Origin of the sequence: Ochrobactrum sp. 19YEA23, assembly GCF_029909865.1 — a bacterium.
In the GTDB taxonomy this organism is placed as follows: Bacteria; Pseudomonadota; Alphaproteobacteria; order Rhizobiales; family Rhizobiaceae; genus Brucella; species Brucella gambitense.
The window spans coordinates 343,493-359,996 of record NZ_JASAMQ010000005.1; the positions used below are offsets into that span (position 1 = coordinate 343,493).

Below are 16,504 nucleotides of genomic sequence, written 5' to 3' on the forward strand. Positions count from 1 at the left end.
CCAGGCCATCAAGACCGAAGGCAAGACGACAGAATCCCACCGACCGTCCAACCTTCGAGGCCTTAATTTATGACATCCAGCATTATCTCCCGCCGCTCGTTTCTTGTGGGCAGCTCGCTTCTCGCAATCACCCTGTCGACGGCTGCCAAAGCCGCATCCAATGCAACATCAAGCGCGACGAAAGCCGCAACGGGCGAGCCTGTTTCCGGCGGCACACTCGTGGTTGGACAGTATCAGGAGCCGACTTTCTACGACCCCAACCGGCAATATTCCTGGGAAACCTACCGTCTCGACAAGCATATCTATGAATCGCTTCTGGCCGAAGATCTGAGCGTCACCTCGCAGGATGGTGCGCCGCCGCTGGTGCCCGCGCTCGCGGAAAGCTATGAAGCCAATGACGACTTCACCCGCTTCAAGTTCAAGCTGCGGCGTGGCGTGAAGTTCCATGACGGCGAGGATTTCAACGCCGACGCACTGCACTTCAATATCCGTCGCTTTACCGACAAGGATTTCGAGTTCTACGACGTTCGCGCTGGCGCGACGATGAAGAACGTCTATGGCACGCTGACCGCCTTCAACATCATCGACGATCATACGGTGGAATATGTGTTCAGTGAGCCGTTCCGCGAATTTCCGCGCATGCTGCCGCAAGGCAATTACGTATCAGGCGTTTTCAGCCCGAAGGCATTGCGCACCTATGGGCAGGACGGTTTGGCCGAACATCCGACCGGCACTGGGCCGCTGAAATTTGTCGAACGTATTCGCAATGAAAAGACGGTTCTGCAGCGCAACGATGACTATTGGGGCGCCAAGGCGCGTGTCGAGCGCATTATCTTCCGCCCGATCACCGATGATTCCACCCGCCTTTCGGCGCTGCAATCTGGCGAGATCGACATTCTGACACGCACCCCGACCGATGCCGTCGAAACGCTGACGGATGCGGGCTATCAGGTGCTGGACAGCACTGGCGCGGGTCAGCTTTTTCTCGGCTGGCACTTCACGAATAAATATGCCGCGTCGGCCAAGATCCGGCAGGCAATTATACAGGCCATCGACCGCGAAGGCATTGCGAAGACGCTTTTCCGCGGCCATGCGCTGCCGTCTTACAGCATTCTGAATATCGGCAATACTGCCTATGATCCGGCGCAGCGCGACCATGCCTATGATCCTGAAGCTGCCCGCAAGCTTCTGGCCGAGGAAGGCTTCAAGGATGGCGAGATTGCCTTCACCATCATCACCGATGAAGCCAACCAGCCGACAATCGAGTGGATCCAGCGCGATCTGGCTAAGATCGGCATCAAGGTCAGCATCGTCTCGCAGGAATGGCTGACCTATACCGCCAATCTTGGCAAGCTGCCGGATGATGTTGCGCTGTTTGCGATGGAGTGGGGTTTCATTACCCCCTATTGGCTCAAGCTGGTCTATCAGGGATATATTCTCGGTCATGGCGGCAAGGACGCCATTGGCGAGGACGCGGCAAAGCTCATCGCCGCCGCCACACGCGAACCCGACGAAGCCAAGGCGATTGCACTCTGGAAGCAGGCCAACGGGGTGCTTCAGCAAAAATCGGCGATCCTGCCTCTGCTGACCTTCACGCGCTATTTCACCGCTGCTGCCAATGTTCGCGGCTTCAACGCACCGGCGCAGAATTTCTACGATCTCAGCACGGTCTGGCTTGAAGCATGACACGTTATATCCTGCATCGCGTCCTACAGACGATCCCGGTCTTCTTCGTCATTTCGGCGCTGGTCTTCGTTGCCGTCCGGCTTGCGCCGGGCGACCCGATCAGCAACGCGCTGCACGGACAGGTCTCGCAGGAATCGATCAATGCCATCCGTGCCCAATACGGTCTGGACCAGCCTTTGCTGGTCCAGTACGGCGTCTGGATCAAGGATCTAATCTCCGGCACATGGGGCAACTCGCTGGCCTTGCGCGTGCCGGTTGCCAGTGTTCTGGGTCGTGCTTTCGCCAATACGCTGATTCTGACGGGTGCAGCGGTGTTGATATGCCTCGTGTTCGGCACGCTGATCGGCCTCTTCTCGGGTCTGCGCCAAGGCAGTTTTGGCGATCGTGTCGTCATGCTGCTGGTTCAGGTGGCGCATAATCTTCCGGTGTTCTGGCTCGGCCTGATCCTGATCTGGATTTTCGGCGTCCAGCTGCGCTGGTTGCCGGTCTCGGGCATGTACAATGCGCGTGGCGATCAGAGCATTGCCGATCTTCTGCGGCATCTGGTGCTGCCCGCTCTGTCGGCGGCGATCATCTCGATGTTGATCCTCGCCCGCATGGTGCGGTCCAGTGTGATCGATATCATGAATTCCGATTACATTCGCACCTATCGTGCGCTGGGCTTTCCTCAAGCCTCCATTGTGCGCCGCCATGTTGGACGCAATCTGCTGAGCCCTGTCATCAACATGACCGGCTTGCAGATCGGCTATCTGCTGAGCGGGGTGATTTTCGTCGAAAACGTGTTTGCCTGGCCCGGCATCGGCACGCAGCTCTACAACGCTGCGGCAGGCCGCGATTACCCGATGATTCAGGCGGGCACCATGCTGATTACCGGCTGCTTCCTGGCTGTCAATCTCCTCACCGACATTGCCCTCGACCTTCTGAACCCGCGGCTGTCCCGGACGGCGAGCGGCTCCAACTGATGAAAGGCGACTTCTAATGGCTATCGTGGAAACCACGCAAACCATCCTGTCCCGCGAGTTGGGCAGCTCAACCGCATCCCTGCGCTGGCATCGCCTGACACGTGACAGGCTGGTCTTGGCCAGTCTGGTGTTCATTCTTGCCGTCGTGGCGGTCTCCGTAGCGGCGCCCTGGATTGCGCCATACGATCCGAATGTCGCCGACGCGGCGCTGCGTCTCGCACCGCTTGGCACGCCCGATCATGTCCTTGGCGTGGATGCGCAGGGGCGCGACATTCTGAGTCGGGTGATCTGGGGCGGACGCTCTTCGCTGCTGGTCAGTGTTCTGCCAGTTGGGGCGGCGGTGCTGCTCAGCATCGCGCTTGGTCTTGCTGCGGGCTACAAGGGTGGCAAGCTCGCAGCTTTCATCATGCGCGTCATCGATCTGGCATTCGCCTTCCCGATGGTGCTGCTTGCTATCGGGCTTGCCACCGCCTTTGGCCCTGGCCTTTGGACTGTCGGTCTCACCATCATCTTCAGCGCCACACCCTATCTCACCCGCGTCGTCTATGCCGAAGTGCGCGCAGAACGCGACAAGGAATATGTTGAAGCGGCGCAGGCGCTGGGCGCATCGCAGTTTGAAATCGTGTTCCGCGAGATTTTGCCTAATGTTGCGACCTCGGTGCTGGTTTACGGCACCACGATGGTTGGCGGCATGATCGTGTTTTCGGCGGGTCTCAGCTTTCTCGGTCTTGGCGCGCAGCCGCCGACAGCCGATTGGGGGCGCATGGTGTCGGAAGGCTCCAAGGTATTGATCCTCGGATCGGCGCATGTGGCCACTGTTCCTGCTCTGGTGATTGTCGCTGTTGCGCTGGCTTTCAACTGGCTGGGCGACGGCCTGCGCGATCTTCTCGATCCGCGCCGATGACGAATATCTGGAAAGAACTGATATGACGCTTCTGGACGTAAAAGGCCTTACCGTCGCCTTTGCCAATCGCGACCGTTACGATACGGCGGTCGAAAATATCGACTTCCGGATCGAGCCGGGCGAGATCGTGGCCCTTGTGGGCGAATCCGGTTCAGGCAAAAGTGTGACGGCTTCGGCCATCATGGGCTTGCTGCCGCAGCGCAGCACACGGCTTGGCGGCAGCATCCGCTTTGAAGGGCAGGAACTGCTGGATCTTTCCGAGCGCGCGCTGAACAGCGTGCGTGGCGCTGGCGTCAGCATGATCTTCCAGAACCCGCTGACCTCTCTCGATCCGTCGTTCCGGATCGGCCAGCAGCTCGAAGAAAACCTGCGCTATCGCAAGCAGTTGAGCGCCAGTGCGGCGCGGGAAGAGGCGCTCGGCTGGCTGCACAAGGTTGGAATCCGCAATGCGGAGCGTGTGTTGCGCTCTTTTCCGCATGAATTGAGCGGCGGCATGCGGCAGCGTGTGATGATCACGCTTGCCATCATGAACAATCCGAAGCTGTTGATTGCTGACGAGCCGACGACTGCGCTCGATGCCACGATCCAGAAACAGATTCTCGATCTGCTTCTGGATATCAACCGGGAATTCGGTACGGCGATCCTGATGATCACCCATGACTTTGGTGTGGTGTCCTATCTCAGCCAGCGCGTTGCTGTGATGAAGTCAGGCAAGATCGTGGAGCAAGGGCCGACGACGCAACTGCTGACCGAGCCGCAGAACGATTATACGCGCCGCCTCATCAATGCAGTGCCGGTCGTCGGCGATCGCATTGCCAATCCGTCTGCATCGCGCCGCATCGGCGTGCCGACCGCAGCTGGGGCCGATCAGGGCGCAGTACACCCGCGTTCCGACGAGGTGGTGCTCAGCCTTGAAGGCATTCACAAGGAGTTCGCCAGCCATTCGGGGTTCTTCGGCGGCAAGGCAGCGCCTATCCCTGCCGTGCGCGATGCCAATCTCGATGTGCGTCGGGGCGAGATATTCGGGCTCATCGGCGAATCCGGTTCCGGCAAATCGACACTGGCGCGCCTTGCGGCGAAGCTTATCCCCGTCACCAGCGGTTCAATCCGCTTTCTGGGAGAGGATATAGGCACGCTGGACGCCGAGGCCAATCGCCGATTCCGCAGCCGGTTCCAGTTCGTGTTTCAGGACAGTACCGCATCCCTCAACCCGCGCAAGACGGTGGGAGAACAGCTGATCGCCGCGCCGCTTCGCCTCAAGCTGGTGCAAGGCCGCAAGCAGGCGCTGGAGCAGGCTGCCGATACGCTGGAGCGTGTCGGGTTGCGTGCGCAACATCTCAATCGTTATCCGCATGAGTTCTCCGGGGGACAGCGCCAGCGCATCGGCATTGCCCGTGCGCTGGCCGTCAATCCGGAATTTGTCATTCTCGATGAACCAACATCGGCGCTCGACGTCTCGATACAGGCGCAAATTCTCAATCTGCTGCTCGATCTCAGAGAGAGCCTGAATCTGACCTATCTCGTCATCGGCCATAACCTGCCGGTTATCGAGTTTCTCTGCGATCGCGTCGCGGTCATGGAACAAGGCCGGATATTGGAAACCTTCGATGCCGTCGACCTTTTTGCCAGCGGCAAGCACCCATCCACGTGCAAGCTTATCGAATCCGTTCTGCCCATCCGCCGGGTGCAACAGCCTGCGGACCAAGGCGCACACCTCAATGCAATACAGGAGTTAGCATGACACAGTCCCAACAGGTGGCGCTGGAGCCAATCTGGCCGTACGTGCCGGATGCGCAATTCGAGACGCTGGCAGCCCGGTTCCGGCCGATCTTCGCAAAAATCCGCGCTGGTGCGGTGGAGCGGGATCGCAACCGCATCCTGCCGGTCGAAGAGCTGCAATGGCTGCGCGCTGAAAAGTTCGGCGCGATCCGTGTTCCGCGCGAACATGGCGGCTATGGTGCAAGCCTTGTCACGCTTTTCGCGCTGTTGATCGAACTGGCGGAGGCGGATTCCAATCTTGCGCAGATTCTGCGCGGTCATTTCGGCTTTATCGAAACACTGCTGCCCGATCCGGCCAGCCCTTGGAGCGCACGCTGGCTGACGCTTGCCGGTGCTGGTGACTGGTTTTCGCCAGCCCATACGGAGCCGGGAGATTCCCGCCACGGCAGCTTTGCAACCGTTGTGACAGACGGACCCGAAGGCCCTGAAATTAATGGCCGCAAGTTCTATACGACCGGCGCTTATTATGCGGATTGGATCGGCGTCACTGCCGGGCGAAACGATGCTTGGGTAACAGTCGTCGTTTCCACCAAGGCGGAAGGGCTTACCATCATCGATGACTGGGATGGCTTCGGTCAGGCGCTGACGGCGAGCGGCACCACCATCTTCGACCATGTGAAGCTCGACGAAGCGGATTTCGTTTCGGCGCTTACACGAGCCGAACATCTGTCGGCTATCTATCAGCTGACGCATCTGGCGACACTGTCCGGTATCGGACGCGCAGCTGCGAGCGAGACGGCCACCTATATTGCCGAACGCCGTCGCACTTATGCCCATGGCAATGCCGATACGGCGCGGGAAGACCCGCAGATATTGCAAGTCGTTGGCTCGGTCTTTGCCAAGGTCTACGGTGCCAATGTCGCCACTATAACCGCGACGGCGACGATTGAGCGGTTCTTCGAAAGGCTGCTGAAGGGCGAAGCCACGGAAGACGATCGCGTGCGGCTCGATGTCGAAGTGTTTCAGGCACAGGTCGCGACAGCCACCCAGATTCTGGAGGCGACGACCTTGCTGTTCGGCGGACTTGGCGCATCGGCGCTCAGCAAGTCGCGCGGTCTGGACCGGCTTTGGCGCAATGCGCGGGCGATTTCCTCGCACAATCCCCTGATCTATCGCGAGCGGCAAATCGGCGATTATGTGGTCAATGGCAATGGGCCGCAGAATATCTGGGGCACCAGTCCTGCCAGGAACACGCAGGCTGGCGAAGAGCGTCAACTGGCAAAGGCGGATGCAGCATGAAAAAGATCATCTACAACGCCTTCGCGCATGTCACGCCGAACCACCACAGCCATGGTTATTGGCGACATCCCAATGGCCGCCATCAGGTGGATTTCAAAAAGCTCCATCCCTGGATCGAGCTTGCGCAGGAAGCCGAGCGCGGCTTCTTCGATGCGGTATTTCTGGCGGATGTCGCCGGTGTTTACGACAAGTTTCGCGGTGGAAAGGAAACCTCGATCCGCACGGCGATGCAGTTTCCGAGCCACGATCCGGCAAGCCTTGTTTCGGCACTGGCCGCCGCCACGAAACATATCGGCTTTGCGGTGACGAGTTCGGTCTTGCAGGAGCATCCTTTCGGCTTCGCCCGCAAGATGTCGACGCTCGATCACTTCACCGACGGTCGTGTCGGGTGGAACATTGTCACGTCCTATCTCGACAACGCGGCCCGCAATTACGGTCTGGAAGCGCTGCCGCAGCATGACGACCGTTACGCCTGGGCCGAGGAATATCTCGAAGTCGTCTACAAGCTGTGGGAAAGCAGCTGGGAAGATGATGCGCTGCAGGCCGATGCCGAGCGCGAGATTTATGCCGATCCGGCAAAGGTGCACACAATCAATCATGTGGGCGAGCGCTACCGTGTCGAGGGTCCGCATATTGTCGAGCCGTCGCCGCAACGCACGCCCTTCCTGTTTCAGGCAGGGGCGTCGGAAGCTGGGCGCGATTTTGCAGCCAAACATGCCGAAGCGACCTTCATTCCTGCCCGGACGCCGGAAGGCGCACGGCAGGACATTGAGGATATACGCGCGCGCGCTGTTGCCTTTGGCCGCCAGCCGGACGACCTCAAATTCATCGTTTCTCTGGCGCCGGTGATCGGCGCGACGGAAGAGGAGGCGCATCGCAAGCGCCGTGAGCTGAAGGAATGGTTGAGCATCGAGGCGTTGCAGTCGTTCTGGAGCGGCGGCATGGGCGTCGATCTCTCTGACATCGATCCGACGCGGCGGCTCGATGAAATTCTGGAGACCAATTATGTGCGCGGCAATGTGCGGGCCTTCATTCAGGCTGCACCAAGCGGCGTCGTCACCTTCGGCGACCTTCTCAAGGAAACTGTGTCGGGCCGTTTTGCCGGCACGCCGGAACAGGTGGCAGACGAGATCCAGCGTTATGTCGATGTGGGTGTCGATGGCTTCAACATTGTCCCGGTGACGACGCTTGGCTGGTGGCCGGAATTCGTGGATGGAGTGGTGCCGGTGCTGCAACAGCGCGGCCTGATCCAGACCGAATATCGCGAAGGGACACTGCGCGAAAAGATCAGCGGAAAGAGCGCACGCCTGCCAGCCTATCATACAGGCCGCAACTGGCCGATAACGCAGGTCGCCGCTGAATAGAGCATTTCCAGCAAAAGTGCGAAGCGGTTTTGCGTCCGGAAATGTGTAAAAACAAAAACTTAGAGCGGTTCCGACGATTCCGTCAAACAGGAACCGCTCTAGAAATAGCAGAGCGCCGATTGCTCGGCGCTCTGCTTCAGGTATTAGCGTGCCAGACCTGCATCCTGCAGGAACTTGACCGACGGCATGATCTTGTTCTTGTCGCGCAGTTCGAGGATCAGGCGCGGATTGCTTTCCAGCTGGGCAAGAGCGGCGAAAACGCCATGCCAGCGGATAGTGCCTTCACCAATGCCCCAATGACGATCCGCGTGGCCGTCCGCATCCTGCAGATGGACATGCTGCAGGCGGTTGCCCGCACGGCGGATGAAATAATCGACCGGATGCGCGCCAAGCGAGCCATAGGTGAAATGGGCATGGCCGGTATCGACCGAAACGGCGACGGCTGGCGACTGGAAGCTGTCTGCGAGCAGGCAGCGCGCGTCGGTGTCGATGTCCTCGATATTTTCGATCACCAGCGTGCAGCCGATTTCCTCGGCGCGCTTGACGACTGGAGCCAGCGTTTCATGGGCATAGTCCACGATCTGCGGGCCGCTTTCCGGAAAGTTGTCGATATTGTTATAGGTCCAGAAATTGTAAGGGCTGTGGATCACCATCTGCGTTGCGCCGATGAATTCACAGACTTCCAGTCCCTGAAGATAACGCTCAGTGACGATCTTGCGAATGTCTTCGTCCTGATTGGAAAAGTTGAGACCCCAGAATGGACCGTGGATGCCAAGGCGGCCCTTGTAGCCGTCGAGCAAGGTCTTGATGCGGCTTGCAGGCGTCTTCCAGTCGGCTTTCAGGAGAGCAACATGGACAAAATCCTGTATCTCCAGATCGCGGTTTTCCGACAGGATGAAATCGAGATTTTCTTCGAGGTAAGACAGCGGCACGGCTGCGCCGAGAAGCGGCAGGTCGGACATAATCAATTTCCTGGATTGACCGGAAGCCATAGGGATAGAGCGGTCCTGCCTCGCCTCCGGATTGATGTGCAGGCAAAACCGTTGTTCAGGTGATATGTGTCAGGCTGCAGCTTCAGCCAGTGCCAGTCGCGATGCGATCACCAGATCAGGACTGTCGGAGGTGATGTAGGCAACGTCACGCTCCATCCAGCGGTCGATCAGTGCGCGATCATTGAGCGTCCAGACACCAAGGCGATCCTTCGGGAACAGCGACGTGATGCGGTCGAATTCGGATTCGAACAATTCGTGGTGCACGCCCACATAACGGACCAGAGGTTCGACGCTGCGGAAGAAGGTTTCCAGCCCGCCATTTCGCTCCACCCATTGTGCGTTGAGCGAAATCAGACGGTCGATTTCCGGCGCGATTTCCGCGCAATGTTCAACCACGCTGCGGTCGAAGGAATGCAGCACGACATGGTCGCCAATATTGCGGGCGCGGATGATTTCCACGGCCTTTTCCACGAGGCCGTCATAGGGTTTACCGTCGGCGCCGGACTTGAGTTCGACATAGAGAAGCACGTCCGGCCGCTCAGCGAAGACATCGAGCACTTCCTCGAAGGTGGGGATGTAATCGGCGGTAACTGTGCCTTGTTCGTCTTTCAGCCGTATCGCACGGCGACCGGCATCATCGAGCGCGCGCACGTCACCGGAACCCGTGGTGGTACGGTCGAGCGAGGCGTCATGAATGACGAGTATCTGACCGGCATCGGTCAGGTGAAGGTCGAACTCCACACTGTCGATGTCGAGCTCCAGAACATTGCGAAAGCCGGTGAGCGAGTTTTCCGCCCACAGGTTGCGAGCGCCGCGATGGGCCATGATCTTTTTCATGTCTTGTGTCCTTACTGAACAGTGGGGTCGAGCTTGTCGCGAAGCCAGTCACCCAGAAGCGAAATCGAGAGGGTGGTCAGAACGATCACCAGTGCCGGAGCCAGCATTATCCACGGCGCACGTGTCAGATATTCGCGCGCGAACCCAACCATATTGCCAAGCGACGATTCCGGCGGCTGAACGCCGAGACCGAGGAAGGAAAGGCCGGATTCCATCAAGATGATTTCCGGAAATGTCAGCGTCATGGAGACGATCAGCGTCGAAGCGACATTGGGCAGGATATGACGGAAATAAACGCGAAATGGCGTTGCACCGAGCTGTACCACTGCGCTGGCATAGCCTTGCGCCCCGGCGGAAATGGCAAGACCGCGTGCGATACGGGCATAACGCTCCCAGCCGTAGAAACCCATCAGGCCGATCAACAGTGGCATGGAATTGCCGAAGAAAGCGAGCACCGCGAGCGCCAGCACCATAAAGGGCAGGGCGGCCTGAAAGTCGGCCAGCATCAATACAATGTGCTCGACCCAGCCGCGAAAGCGGGCGGCGAGAAAGCCCAGCAAGGTTCCGAAGACCGCAGAAAGGATCGTTGCGCCAAAGGCAATCACCAGCGAGACGCGGATCGACTGGATCAGACGCGAATAAACATCGCGGCCCAACTCGTCCGTGCCGAGCCAGTGTCCCGGTGATCCCACCGGGACAAGGCGCGCCATCAGGTCCATTTTGGTGATGGAATAGGGCCGCAGATAGTCCGCGAAGATCACAACGAACAACATCAGCGCAAGCCAGAAACAGGCAAAGGCGACGCTCATCGGCATGGTGGTGCGCAGGCGCGTGATGAGCGCGGGCGCCTTGACGGTTGCGGCGGGGGAAAGAGCGGTATCGGTCATTGCGTCCACCTCAATGCGCGGCTTTAGTGCGCAGGCGCGGGTCGAGAACGCCGTAGAGCACATCGACCACGAGATTGGAGATCACCATGCAGCTTGCGATAATCAGCAGTAGGCACTGCACCACGGCGAGGTCTCGATTGGCGACTGACACCACCAGAAGGCGGCCAATGCCGGGCCATGAGAAGATGGTTTCGACAACCACCGCCCCGGCAATCAATGCACCGACCATGAAGCCGACAATGGTGACGATGGGTACCGATGCGTTGGGCAAAGCGTGTTTCCACACCACATCGTTCCAGCTGATGCCCTTGGCTGATGCCGTGCGGATATAAGGCTGTCCCAGCACTTCGATCATGGCCGAGCGCGAGAAGCGCGCGAGAATGGCAGTGCCGCCAATGGCGATGGTGAGGGTCGGCAGAATGCCATGGACCCACGTATCGCTGCCGCCGGATGGCAGCACGCCGAGCTGTACCGAGAAGATCAGCACCAGCACCAGACCGAGCACGAAAGACGGCACAGTGAAGCCGAGGATCGACAAAGTAATGACGCCGCGGTCGGCGATGCCCTGACGGTGCAGTGCGGCATAGACGCCTGCCGGAATGCCGAGGCAAAGCTTGATAATCAGCGCCGGAATGGTGATCTGGAGCGTGGCAGGCACACGTTGCAGTACCAGATCGATAGCCGGTGCCTTGTCGCGCATAGAGATACCGAAATCGAAGCTCAATATGCCCTTGAGATAGGATAGATATTGCAGCCAGATGGGATCATCGAGGCCCCAGGCCTTGCGGAAAGCATCGATGGATTCCTGTGGCGCATCGGGGCCGAGCATAATCTGCGCCGGGTCACCGGACATGCGCAGCACCACGAAGGCAAAGGTCATCACCAGAAAGACGGTGATCAGCGCGCGGAAGAGACGGGACGCTATGAAGGTAATCATGGGTGCCTCACGCAGCGCTTTTCGCTGGCTCAACGAAATGACAAGCCGTGCGCCGGTCAAAGCCGGTTGATTCCAGATCGGGCATCGTCGTCGGGCATTGAAAGCCCGCCACCGGACACCGGGGGTGAAACACGCAACCGCTCGGGCGGTTTGCGGGGTTTGGCGGTTCACCCTTCAGGATCATGCGCTGGTTGAATTTCTTGCCCGGTATCGGAACGGAAGACACCAATGCCTTGGTATAGGGGTGCTGGGGTGTTTCGAAGATCACGCCGGAGCTTGCCTCTTCGACGATTTTGCCGAGATACATGACCGCGACGCGGTCGCAGATGTTGCGCACGACCTTCAGATCGTGGCTGATGAACACCATGGCGATGCCGTGTTTCTCCTGAAGGTCGCGCAGGAGATTGACCACCTGCGCCTGAATGGAAACATCGAGCGCAGAAACCGGTTCGTCGCAGACCAGCAGCCTTGGGCTGGTTGCAAGGGCGCGGGCGATGATGACGCGCTGGCGCTGACCGCCGGACAGTTCATGCGGATAGCGTTCACCCTGATCGCGGCGCAGCCCGACAGATTGCATCAGTTCGCCGACACGTTCCTTCAGTTCCGCGCCGGAAGCTAGCCCATGAATTTGCAGTGGCTCGCCGATCTGTGCCGCAATCGGCAGGCGGCGATCCAGCGCCGCCAGCGGGTCCTGAAAGACGAGCTGCATCTGGGCCCGCAGCTTGCGCCAGCCGGCTGTGTGGCGGCGCGGCAGTGGCTTGCCGTCGAACAGAACCTCGCCTTCGGTGGCGTCATCAATGCCGAGCAGCATGCGCCCGAGTGTGGATTTGCCGCAGCCGGATTCACCGACGATACCCAGCGTCTCGCCGGGCTGAACGCGCAGGCTGACACCATCCACGGCCTTGACCGGATCGGCTTTCTTGAACAGCCCGTCGCTGCGGTAAACCCGTACCAGATTGTTTGCTTCAAGCAGGAAACTCATGCCAGAGCCCCTTCTGTCAGGATTGTGCGGCTGTGATAGACGTGCGATCCCGCGCTTTCCGCATGGGGGTGGAAACAGGCGACCTTCTGGCCGTTTCGCATCAGAAGATCGGGCATTGCCGTTGTGCACGTTTCGCCAACTTGCGCGCAGCGCGGTGCGAATGCGCAGCCTGTTGGCAGATTGCGCGGATCGGGCACAGTGCCGGGAATGGCGCGAAGGCGCTCACGCCCGCCGTCAAGGCGCGGAATGGCTTCGAACAGTCCCCGCGTATAGGGATGCTGTGGCCTGTCGAACAGCTCGACCGTCGTTCCGCTTTCAACGATACGCCCGGCATACATGACGCAAACGCGTTCGCATATCTGGCTGACCGCGCCGAGATCGTGGCTGATGAATACCACTGCCATACCGGTTTCGCGGCGAATCTGGTCCAGAAGATCGAGAATTTGCGCCTGAATGGTTACATCAAGGGCGGTGGTGGGTTCGTCGGCGATGAGGACGTCAGGCTGACCGGCGAGCGCGATGGCGATCATCAGGCGCTGGCACTGGCCGCCAGAAAACTCATGCGGATAGAGATCGAAGCGACGGGCCGCATCGGGGATACCGACGCGTTCCATCAGCTGGACGGCTTCGCTGCGCGCGGCCTTGTCTTTCAGGCCGCGATGCAACGACAGCGATTCAACGATCTGATGGCCGACTTTCTTGACAGGATTGAGTGACGAACTCGGGTCCTGAAAGATCATGGCGATACGCCCGCCGCGAACGCTTTCCTTGACGGAGCGGGTGGAGCCTACCAGTTCCTGACCGTCCACCTCGACCGAGCCTGACACAGAAGCCTTGCCGGGGAGAAGCCCAAGGGCTGCAAGCCAGGTTACGGACTTTCCGCAGCCGGATTCACCGACGAGGCCCAGCGTTTCACCACGGTTCACGTCGAGATCGATTCCGTGCAGAACCTGTACGCCGCTGAAAGAGACCTTCAAGTCCCGGATGGAGACGAATGCCACGGTCGTCCCTTTCTGTCGGTCAATCGCGGTCTTTTGCGATTATCGATGCAATTTCATTGAGAATGAAAAGGCTGGCATTGTGAAATGCCAGCCTTGATCAGCGGATCAGACGTCCCAGTTGGTGGAACGGAAATCCATGGCGAATGCCGGTGCGGCCTTCCAGTTCAGTTCCTTCTTCATGCCGGTGAACACGGCATTCTGATGCAGAACATTGTAGGCAGGGTCTTCGCGCTCGCAGATTTCCAGCATGCGCTTGATGGCCTTCTTGCGCTGGTCGCGGTCGGTGGATGTTTCCATGATGACCGACAGCTTGTTGACCTCGTCGTTCGACCAGTCCTTCTTCTGCTGCGCTTCACCATTCGGGCCGAACTGGACCACCAGCGGCGTGATCGGATCATTGATGTTGTTGGATGCCGACCAGTCACGAACGCCTTTGACGCCTTCCGGATCGTGGATCTGCGCCCAGTTTTCCTTCATCTCGATCTCGACATTCAGGCCGACCTGCTTCCACATTTCCACCAGAACCTGCGCCGTCGGCGTCTGGTTGGTGTAGTAGTTATTCAGCAGCCGGTAAGGGATAGCATCGCCCTTGTAATTGGCCTGCTTCAAGAGATCGCGCGCCAGTTCAGGATCGAATTTCGGCGGCTGCCAGTCATCGATGAACATGTCGGAAGTGCGGAAGCTTTCAAACTGCATGCCGGCCGGTACAACCGTCTGACCGGCCCACAGCGCATCCACAATCGCCTGACGGTCGATCGAATGGGTCATGGCGCGACGCACGAGCGGATTACGCAGGATTTCGTTCTGCGTGTTGAACACGGTGATGCGGTGGTTCCAGATGGTCGAGCTCTGGATTTCGAGGCCCGGATTGGCGGTAACGGTGCCGATCTGGTCTGGCGGCAGATCGCAGGCAAAATCGTACTGGCCGGAGATCAGGCCGTTCACGCGGCTTGCAACTTCCGGCACTTCGACGAAGCGGATCTGCTGCAGCGGCGGCTGGCCGCCCCAATATTCGTCATGGGCTTCGAGAATGAGTTCTACGTCCGGCTTGTAGCTGGCAACCTTGTAAGGCCCGGTCGTGACCGGCTTGCGCGCCCATTCGGCATAGGACTTGGCTTCATCCCAGGCGCGCTTGTTGGCGATCTGCGAGCCAAAGGCATAGAGGCGGCCTTCAAGCGTGACGTCCGGCGTCGCATTGTGGAAGCGGACGGTATATTTATCGACGGCCTCGACGCCGCGCAGCGCGGGCCAGAGACGACGCGAAACGCCGGGAATGGCGGCAGGCAGTTCTTTTTCCGTCTGCGGTTTGAAATTCGCTTCATAAAGCGTCTTGCCGCCAGCAGGCTCGGTGCCGGCAAACAGGCGCTCGTCGGAGAAGGAGAAGACCACGTCTTCGGCGGTCAGTTCATCGCCATTGTGAAACTTCACGCCCTGACGCAGCTTCAGCTCGATGGTCTTGTCGTCGAGACGCTTCCATTCGGTGGCGAGGCCCGGAACCGGACCCTGATTGCCCATCCAGTCACGCAGGATCAGGCCTTCCCAAAGGTTCGGGAAGAAAACGCGCTCGCCGACATTCGACTGCTCGTTCCAGATGTCGAGCGTGTTGTTGTTGGTGATCTTCTGAACGGCGACGGTGACCGAGCGGCGCTGATTGGCGCGGACAATCCCCGGCATGATGAACGTGCCAGCGGCAGCGCCCATGAGGCCCAAAGCATGACGACGGTTGATAAGCATGTTTTCCCCGATCCGTAGCGGCCGCTGGAAATCCGGCAGCCAGACTGAAACTGAGGGCGGGGAATAGGCCTCAAATGTAACAGGCTTTTCTCAGTTGCTTGAAGCTTTCTTGACACTCTTGTGTATAAGTTGCCACCAATGCATATATGTGAAGTTGAATTTCAATAATAACATTTATTTTTACGTGTATTCACTGTTTTGAACCCGCAATCTGTCGCGGCCTCACACGGGCCCGCTAAATTTTTTTCGAGCCCGCTTTCCGCCGAGAAAGACCTGCCGTAACTTTCGCCTGCAATCTGATTTGTTCTGCGGGGTTCGAAAGCAGCGTTTATGTCCATCGATAAGGGTAATCTGGAAAAACTTGCCTCGCAGCGCGTCAATGGCGTGGGCGGGCTGACGGTTCGTTTCAAGGACGGACGCTCCCGCATTTCCCGGCTTTATCAGGAAGGCGCCGCCAAAATCCGTATGCCACAGGTGGCGAATGATCCTCTGGAAGCCATCCTGATCAACACATCCGGAGGATTGACCGGCGGGGACCGGCTGCGCTGGGATGTGAAACTGCAGGAAGGCGCTTCCGCCGTTATCACCACGCAGGCCTGCGAGCGCATTTATCGCTCGGGCGGCGGTGAAGCGCGCATCGAAACACACATCAAGGTAGAAAAAGGCACGCGTCTTGCATGGCTCCCGCAGGAAACCATTTTGTTCAACCGCTCCGTGCTCTCCCGGGAGCTGGATGTCGAGATGGATGAAGGGGCGGAAGTGCTGCTGGTCGAGGCCACTGTGTTCGGACGTCTCGCCATGGGTGAAGAGGTCGAACAGGCATCGTTCAGCGACCGCTGGCGGGTGCGGCTCGGCGGGCGTCTGGTTCATGCGGAAGAGTTCCGCCTTGGGCCTGATGTTGCCGCTGAATTGCGGGCCAGAGCGGTCGCGGATGGCGGGCTTGCCGTTGCCACGGTGCTGCTGGTTTCGGCGCAGGCCGAAAGGCAGCTGGAGGCCGTGCGCGCCATCATCGGCGACGAGGGCGGCGCCAGCGTCTGGCAGGTCGGCGGCGCCTCGAAACTTGGCGTGCGGCTCTATGCGCCGGACAGTTATGCCTTGCGCAAGCGCCTCGCTCCTTTGCTGGCGCTGCTCAATGGAAAGGCAGGACTGCCTAAAGTTTGGTCAATTTGAATTTGCGGCCACCGGGCCGTGTCTAATGAG

14 protein-coding genes are annotated in these 16,504 nt (G+C 59.2%); 7 read left to right on the top strand and 7 right to left on the bottom strand.

Annotation, left to right across the window (positions count from 1 at the left end):
* Positions 1-69: 69 nt before the first annotated feature.
* From QBD01_RS15460 to QBD01_RS15485, 6 genes are read left to right on the top strand one after another with little or no spacing between them, the layout of a single operon-like run.
* Positions 70-1,686: an ABC transporter substrate-binding protein gene (locus tag QBD01_RS15460; protein WP_280993528.1), complete on the top strand. Its 1,617-nt coding sequence runs from the start codon at positions 70-72 to the stop codon at positions 1,684-1,686.
* Positions 1,683-2,648 carry an ABC transporter permease gene (locus tag QBD01_RS15465; RefSeq protein WP_280993529.1) on the top strand — a complete coding sequence of 322 codons (966 nt, stop codon included), beginning with the start codon at positions 1,683-1,685 and terminating at the stop codon, positions 2,646-2,648. Before QBD01_RS15460 ends, QBD01_RS15465 begins: the two co-directional genes overlap by 4 nt.
* A gap of 16 nt (positions 2,649-2,664) precedes the next feature.
* Positions 2,665-3,552 (top strand): ABC transporter permease, encoded by an 888-nt coding sequence (locus QBD01_RS15470; RefSeq protein WP_280993530.1) that lies wholly within the window; start codon positions 2,665-2,667, stop codon positions 3,550-3,552.
* Positions 3,491-5,293, top strand: coding sequence for an ABC transporter ATP-binding protein (locus tag QBD01_RS15475; protein WP_280993531.1), 1,803 nt, complete (start codon positions 3,491-3,493; stop codon positions 5,291-5,293). Before QBD01_RS15470 ends, QBD01_RS15475 begins: the two co-directional genes overlap by 62 nt.
* Complete coding sequence (locus tag QBD01_RS15480; protein ID WP_280993532.1) at positions 5,290-6,570, top strand: acyl-CoA dehydrogenase; 1,281 nt, start codon at positions 5,290-5,292, stop codon at positions 6,568-6,570. The genes QBD01_RS15475 and QBD01_RS15480 overlap by 4 nt, the downstream gene beginning before the upstream one ends.
* Entirely contained in the window at positions 6,567-7,934 is a 1,368-nt protein-coding gene (locus tag QBD01_RS15485; RefSeq protein ID WP_280993533.1) for an LLM class flavin-dependent oxidoreductase, read from the top strand. Before QBD01_RS15480 ends, QBD01_RS15485 begins: the two co-directional genes overlap by 4 nt.
* 143 nt (positions 7,935-8,077) lie before the next feature.
* On the opposite strand, the gene QBD01_RS15490 is transcribed toward QBD01_RS15485, so the two are convergent.
* From QBD01_RS15490 to QBD01_RS15520, 7 genes are all read right to left on the bottom strand, one after another.
* Positions 8,078-8,896 (bottom strand): sugar phosphate isomerase/epimerase family protein, encoded by an 819-nt coding sequence (locus tag QBD01_RS15490; RefSeq protein WP_280993534.1) that lies wholly within the window; start codon positions 8,894-8,896, stop codon positions 8,078-8,080.
* A gap of 99 nt (positions 8,897-8,995) precedes the next feature.
* Complete coding sequence (locus tag QBD01_RS15495) at positions 8,996-9,763, bottom strand: glycerophosphodiester phosphodiesterase family protein (RefSeq protein WP_280993535.1); 768 nt, start codon at positions 9,761-9,763, stop codon at positions 8,996-8,998.
* An 11-nt stretch (positions 9,764-9,774) separates the two neighbouring features.
* Positions 9,775-10,650, bottom strand: a complete 876-nt coding sequence (locus QBD01_RS15500) for an ABC transporter permease (RefSeq protein WP_280993536.1) — start codon at positions 10,648-10,650, stop codon at positions 9,775-9,777.
* A gap of 10 nt (positions 10,651-10,660) precedes the next feature.
* Complete coding sequence (locus tag QBD01_RS15505) at positions 10,661-11,587, bottom strand: ABC transporter permease (protein WP_280993537.1); 927 nt, start codon at positions 11,585-11,587, stop codon at positions 10,661-10,663.
* 7 nt (positions 11,588-11,594) lie between these two features.
* Positions 11,595-12,569 carry an oligopeptide/dipeptide ABC transporter ATP-binding protein gene (locus QBD01_RS15510; protein WP_280993538.1) on the bottom strand — a complete coding sequence of 325 codons (975 nt, stop codon included), beginning with the start codon at positions 12,567-12,569 and terminating at the stop codon, positions 11,595-11,597.
* Positions 12,566-13,570, bottom strand: coding sequence for an ABC transporter ATP-binding protein (locus QBD01_RS15515; RefSeq protein WP_280993539.1), 1,005 nt, complete (start codon positions 13,568-13,570; stop codon positions 12,566-12,568). Before QBD01_RS15515 ends, QBD01_RS15510 begins: the two co-directional genes overlap by 4 nt.
* Before the next feature lie 105 nt (positions 13,571-13,675).
* Entirely contained in the window at positions 13,676-15,304 is a 1,629-nt protein-coding gene (locus QBD01_RS15520; protein WP_280993540.1) for an ABC transporter substrate-binding protein, read from the bottom strand.
* Positions 15,305-15,634: 330 nt separating this feature from the next.
* Here QBD01_RS15520 and QBD01_RS15525 point away from each other — a divergent pair, with 330 nt between their 5' ends.
* Positions 15,635-16,474, top strand: a complete 840-nt coding sequence (locus QBD01_RS15525) for an urease accessory protein UreD (protein WP_280993541.1) — start codon at positions 15,635-15,637, stop codon at positions 16,472-16,474.
* Positions 16,475-16,504 lie beyond the last annotated feature (30 nt).